At 40.8% G+C, this 6,000-nt stretch carries 6 protein-coding genes and 2 tRNA genes; 6 read left to right on the top strand and 2 right to left on the bottom strand.

What is annotated here, in order from left to right; genetic code table 11:
* Nucleotides 1-235, top strand: a 235-nt coding sequence (locus VB797_RS28940; RefSeq protein WP_323241220.1) for a hypothetical protein, incomplete at its 5' end; no start/stop codon positions are given.
* Between the two features lie 126 nt (nt 236-361).
* Here the strand turns inward: VB797_RS28940 and VB797_RS28935 are convergent.
* Together VB797_RS28935 and VB797_RS28930 are read right to left on the bottom strand one after the other, a co-directional pair.
* A complete protein-coding gene (locus VB797_RS28935) occupies nt 362-1,150 on the bottom strand; it encodes an RNA methyltransferase (RefSeq protein ID WP_323241219.1) in 789 nt (262 codons plus the stop codon).
* A 75-nt stretch (nt 1,151-1,225) separates the two neighbouring features.
* Nucleotides 1,226-1,309: transfer RNA gene (locus tag VB797_RS28930), tRNA-Leu, on the bottom strand.
* A gap of 211 nt (nt 1,310-1,520) precedes the next feature.
* Between VB797_RS28930 and murA the strand changes: the two genes are divergently transcribed.
* The 5 genes from murA to VB797_RS28905 all read left to right on the top strand — a co-directional run bounded on the left by murA (nt 1,521) and on the right by VB797_RS28905 (nt 5,852).
* A complete protein-coding gene (gene murA / locus VB797_RS28925) occupies nt 1,521-2,903 on the top strand; it encodes a UDP-N-acetylglucosamine 1-carboxyvinyltransferase (RefSeq protein ID WP_323241218.1) in 1,383 nt (460 codons plus the stop codon).
* A 186-nt stretch (nt 2,904-3,089) separates the two neighbouring features.
* Complete coding sequence (locus VB797_RS28920) at nt 3,090-3,968, top strand: M48 family metallopeptidase (RefSeq protein WP_323241217.1); 879 nt, start codon at nt 3,090-3,092, stop codon at nt 3,966-3,968.
* Nucleotides 3,947-4,028, top strand: a tRNA-Leu gene (locus VB797_RS28915). Before VB797_RS28920 ends, VB797_RS28915 begins: the two co-directional genes overlap by 22 nt.
* A gap of 802 nt (nt 4,029-4,830) precedes the next feature.
* The gene (locus VB797_RS28910; RefSeq protein ID WP_323241216.1) at nt 4,831-4,977 is read left to right on the top strand and encodes a hypothetical protein; all 147 of its coding nucleotides are present in this window, start codon (nt 4,831-4,833) and stop codon (nt 4,975-4,977) included.
* 659 nt (nt 4,978-5,636) lie between these two features.
* Nucleotides 5,637-5,852: a hypothetical protein gene (locus VB797_RS28905; protein WP_323241215.1), complete on the top strand. Its 216-nt coding sequence runs from the start codon at nt 5,637-5,639 to the stop codon at nt 5,850-5,852.
* Nucleotides 5,853-6,000 lie beyond the last annotated feature (148 nt).

The raw sequence follows: 6,000 nt of genomic DNA, 5'->3' as shown, positions 1-6,000 counted from the left end.
GCCAAACGATCAAGAGAAACGTCAAGGTGCTGCAAAAGAATTCCAAGAATCCCTGGAGCATTTGCAACATTTGTTAGAAGAAAATCAAACAGAAGAACTTGTTACTGAATCACAATTCGATCCTATTCCTCAAGAACCAACTGTTGAAGAATCACCAATATTTAATTTAGATGAGTGGGAAGATGCTGTAGCTGATATTGAAGAGTATTTTAAAAACAAAGATAAAGATAAATAAATTTAAGTTGACATCCTCAAGGATCTAAATGAACGATGATTCCTACCAAGAAATAAATTACCCCCCAGTAGGAGCAATCCAAAATCTATTGACATGGAAGCGTCTTATCGTAGGGTAATCCAAAATCTAAGATCTAAAATCCAAAATTGATTGGCGCTGTGCTTCATACAAAATCAATGCAGCGGTAATAGCTACATTCAAAGATTCTACCCCAGGTTGAAGCGGAATTTTCACATTTAAATCTGCCATTTCTGCTAATTCAGTTGATAGACCAGCACCTTCATTACCCAATAAAATTAAACTTGGTTTTAGCCAATCTACCTGCCAATAAGTTAAATTAGCACCTGGTAAAGTTGCAATTACTTGCATCCCAGCATTTTTAGCTTTCATTACTGTGTCGCTCAAATCTGGACTCACCTGCATCGGTAAGCGAAACCATTGTCCAGCACTAGCACGTAGAACCTTGGGATTATCTAAATCTACGCTATTCTTACTTAACCACAAACCTGACGCTCCAGCAGCAGCAGCGGTACGAATTATAGTTCCTAGATTGCCGGGGTCTTGTACGTCTTCCAGCGCTATTTGCAAGCCGCTAAAAGGTACCGCAACATCATACCCCCGTTTTGCGATCGCGACCACACCATCCGGTTGCACCGTAGTAGCCAATGCTTTGATCACATCCTCACTGACAACCTCAGCGCGATCGCACTTTTCTACAGCTAGTTGCCAAAGTTGTTCATGGGCTGCTTGCCATTGTATAGTGCAGCACACAGTATCCAAAGGATAATCAAGCGTACAAGCTTCTGTCAACAAATGCGTCCCCTCTAACAAAAATAATTCTTGTTTATGCCTTTCTTTGGTAGAGTGGAGCTTGCGAATTTGTTTTACCAAAGGATTTTGTAAACTTGTCAGCACATTCAATTTTGGATTTTAGATTTTAGATTTTAGATTATAAATATTTCTCCCTGCTCCCTGCTTCCCTCTATAAAATGCGGAACCCGGGACTCGAACCCGGAAGCCTTGTAAGGCACTAGAACCTGAATCTAGCGCGTCTACCAATTCCGCCAGTTCCGCAAAGATTGACAATTTTTCATTTTTGCTTAATTCCGCCCGTTTTGTCAAGCTAATAATTCCCGTAATAAAACATATAAATTTTTTTTAATTTTTTAACTGCTCATTGCTCATTGATTCCTGAGTATATGTATCGCGCATATGTGGACAAATGGAATCTTTACTGTAGAATCAAAACCAACTTCCTTCCTTTATAAAATCCATTAATTTCCAAATGGAGGATAGAATTATTAATACTTCTAACGGTTTACCAAAGACAAATTCATCTCCTTTAGCAGACTCCTCAGTCTTGAAAGTGTGGGGTGGACGGAATTTAGATGGTCATGTAACTATTAGCGGAGCTAAAAACTCTGCTTTGGTGCTGATGGCTGGGGCTTTACTGTGTTCGGGAGATTGTCGCATCCGTAACGTTCCTTTATTGGCAGACGTATCGCGGATGGGTGAGGTTTTGTCAGCTTTGGGTATGCGCCTGAAGCGAGATGGCAATATTATAGACATTAATGCTAGTGAAATTACTACCTCAAAAGCTCCCTACGAACTAGTTACTCAGTTGAGAGCCAGTTTCTTTGCGATCGGTCCGCTGCTAGCGAGATTGGGAGAAGCGCAAATGCCTTTACCCGGCGGTTGTGCTATTGGAGCCAGACCCGTAGACCTTCACGTCCGGGGTTTGCAAGCAATGGGAGCCGAAGTTCAAATCGAACACGGTATTTGCAACGCTCGCGTAACTGATGGCAGTCGCAGACTCAAAGGTGCCAAAATTTACTTAGATCTGCCCAGTGTCGGAGCCACCGAAACATTAATGATGGCTGCGACTTTAGCAGACGGTGAAACAATTATCGAAAACTCCGCACGGGAACCAGAAGTAGTTGATTTGGCAAACTTTTGTATCTCAATGGGTGCCAAAATTGAAGGAGCCGGAACAAGTAAAATTGTGATCCAAGGTGTTCCTCAATTACATTCTACCGATTACAACGTAATTCCCGATCGCATTGAAGCCGGTACATTTCTCCTTGCAGCCGCAATCACTCGTTCGGAATTAATTTTATCCCCCGTGATGCCAGAACATTTGATGCCGGTGATTGCCAAACTACAAGAAATTGGAGTACCTATCATCGAAGAAGCACCAGATTGTTTGCGTATCAAGCCAGCGGAAATTTTAAAGGCCACAGACATTGATACCATGCCTCATCCGGGTTTCCCCACTGATATGCAAGCGCCGTTTATGTCCTTGCTGGCAATTGCAAACGGTGACAGTATCATTAATGAAACCGTATTTGAAAACCGTTTGCGTCATGCTTCCGAATTAAATCGTTTGGGAGCAGATATTCGCGTCAAAGGTAATTCTGCCTTTGTTAGAGGAGTATCGGAATTATCCGGCGCACCTGTTGAAGGTACTGACTTACGAGCGGCTGCTGCGATGGTGGTTGCTGGTTTGGCAGCAAGCGGTGAAACTACAATTAAAGGATTGAACTATCTTGACCGTGGTTACGATAGATTCGATTTAAAATTGCAGAAAATAGGAGCAAAAATCGAGCGTATAGAAGAAAACGCAGAATCCACTCAAGAAACGAATGGTGCTGCTTCTATTTCTGGATAATTGCTTAATCATGCGGATGAAGTTGTGATTTCATATTGTTTGAGACGTAGCAGTGCTACGTCTCTACAAGGGTTTTGTGTTTGATACGAAATGTAGGCAAATGTAATAGTCGCTATACTATTTGTGAGGGACTTGTTGTATGACTAGCCCCAAATCATTTCCTTTCAGTAAAGTTGACAACACCCCATGTCCTCACTCGCGAAATCTCAGCTAATTGGTCTTAAAGCAGACTATTTCCGTCATCCCCTCGATAAAGAAGCTACCGAAGCGCTCAAGCAGATTCCCGGTATCGATATGATGGTACGGAATCTTTTAGGTCCAGTCGCAGAGCAAGTTTTTTACGTAGAAAATATTGCCTCTAGCGTTTTAGTCAGCGATAAACAGCTACCTCATTTACACGAACTTTTGTTAGAAGCTTGTAAAATACTCGATCTTGAGCCACCCCAACTCTACATTAAACAACATCCCGCCCCCAACGCTTATACCTTTGCGATGCGCGGGAAGCAGCCTTTCGTGGTGCTGCACACTTCCTTAATTGATATGCTCACACCCGAAGAAACTCAAGCTGTGATTGCTCACGAGTTGGGACATCTCAAGTGCGACCATAGCGTTTATTTAACTCCAGTAAATATATTAATCTTAGCAGCAACAGCTGTACCAACAGTTGGTGCATTCTTAGCCCAAGCCATTCAAGCGCAACTTTTAGAGTGGGTTCGCTGTGCGGAATTTACGTGCGATCGCGCTGCATTGTTAGCAACTCAAGATCCCAGGGTTGTCATGTCAGTGTTGATGAAATTAGCAGGTGGTTCTCCAACTATTGCACCCCAACTCAACCTTGATGCTTTTATCGAACAAGCCCGTGCTTACGACGATATCAGTAAAAACGAACTAGGAGAAATAGTTAAAGTCGCCAGAACCGCACAGCTAACGCATCCCGTTCCAGTACTGCGTGCTAGAGAAATTGACAGATGGGCATCCAGTAAAGATTATGAAAAATTGTTGCATTCACAAAAAATAGGTTATAATAGTGAAGTTGCACCAAAGGGCTGGTGGCGGAATTGGTAGACGCAGCAGACTCAAAATCTGCCATCGAAAGGTGTGAGAGTTCGAGTCTCTCCCGGCCCATCCCCAAATATTAGATAGTTGGGAAAATATTATATTGTGGTCAAAGCTTTTCTATTATTTATAGGAGAGCTTTTTTGATATTTAATCATATTGATGCAAGGAACTATATGTAGAGTAAAAAATTAGACCTCACCCCCTTCCTCTCTCCTTACCAAGGGGTGAGGTTTAATCTAGGCTGTTGACTCTGTACCTTTTTAAGTGATGCTAGTTCATACATTTTTATTGTTTCTTGTTCCCAGTCTCCGACTGGGAACGCTTGGCTGGAGGCTCTGCCTCTTAATATATTTGAGGCAGAGCCTCACATACGGGAGTTCCCAGTCGGAGACTGGGAACTAGTGGTCCAAATCATTAGTTATGAAGGGTAGAGGTAGTGCGAGCGTCCCGCTCGCTGGTTGTAACGAGCGCGTTAGCCATCAAATTTAATGCAAAGGACCACTAGTACTTCACCACATAAGTTATGAGGGGTCGGAGTAGTGCGAGCATCTTGCTCGCTCGTTACCACCAGGGAGCGGGACGCTCCCACTACAAAATTATTACCTATCAGAATTAATAAAATAGACCACTAGTACTTCACCACATAAGTTATGAGGGGTCGGAGTAGTGCGAGCATCTTGCTCGCTCGTTACCACCAGGGAGCGGGACGCTCCCACCAGGGAGCGGGACGCTCCCACTACCAATATCTTACCCCGCAAAATTAATGTGACAGACTACTAGTTAACAGCACAATTCTGGGTAAATGAGGTACATTCCCCCTGCTCCCTGCTCCTTTGCCTTATAACGATATGTTCTGTGCCTCACTCAGATGAAATCGGCTGTATGTCCTTACGAACACGCTACGCATTCACCTGCGGCTAACGCACTAACAAACACTCCTCATAATTCATGTCGTGGAGTGCGAGCGATAAACCCTGTATTCAAACCGGGTTGCGATCGCAGTTTACTATTTTAAAACTTACGCATTGATTTCCGGAAAACACTGAAGAGAGGGTGTATCTAGCTTAGTACGACTTTTACACTTTATTACTGGGAGTGAGTATAGAAAATTTTTTGATGTTTATTCTATTTATACTTAAATCATTTAAATACTGAGATTATGACCAATCTTTTACCAATAACTTATCACATCTTTATCCGTATGATGCACAAGTATCAGTCTCATAGTCAACATTAATTAAAATCAATTGACGATATGACGATATATAGCAGTTTATTTCACTGATTGTGCAGAGTTGTAGAGAAGTAGTAGGAATGTCTTGCTCCCTATTTAAAACTAGCGAGTATTTGACTCACACTTCAGGAATGAATTGGGAAATTATAATCATAAATATAGTAATATTGATAACTAAAAATACGTATATTAGCTCACTTGTACTTAATAGAATAAGCTAAAGTTATCGTAATCAATAATACCTTATAAATTCTTGTTACAATGACTACAAAATCAAATTATTTTATTGATTTATTATTTAAATAGTCATGTTTAACTATTGTATTATCAGAAAATCTAATCAAAAAAATAGCTTAGATTCATATCTTAAACTCATGCTATAATTTAGAAAATAAATACAAAAAGTTAGTATCGACAAAACAGAAAAGGACAATTAAATCATGCGGCTCAAAAGATGGGAGTCTCCCCGCAAACAAGGGAGAAATGATAAGGGTAAAGGTGGTGCTGCTAGAAAGCGACAACTCAAGAAACAGCAGCAAATGCTACGAAAAAGGCTAAAAGAAGACAATAAACCAGATAATGGTAAGAATAATAAGCAGGGGGAAGAAAAACTAATCTTCCCTCTTTTTTTTGCACATTTTTGTGCGATCGCATAAAAATTAAATATATTTATACCACTGTCTAGAGGCTAAGTGCTTTACATAGTTAAACTACATAATGACATAAGTATTTTTAATGTTTTTAATATTTCCTTAACAAAATATTGATTATTGCAACTAAGAATCTTCTTATATAGTCAACATT

This window comes from Rivularia sp. UHCC 0363 (assembly GCF_034931125.1).
In the GTDB taxonomy this organism is placed as follows: domain Bacteria; phylum Cyanobacteriota; class Cyanobacteriia; order Cyanobacteriales; family Nostocaceae; genus Rivularia.
Note: the sequence above shows the minus strand (reverse complement) of the source record. Positions and strands in the feature narration are given on the sequence as shown.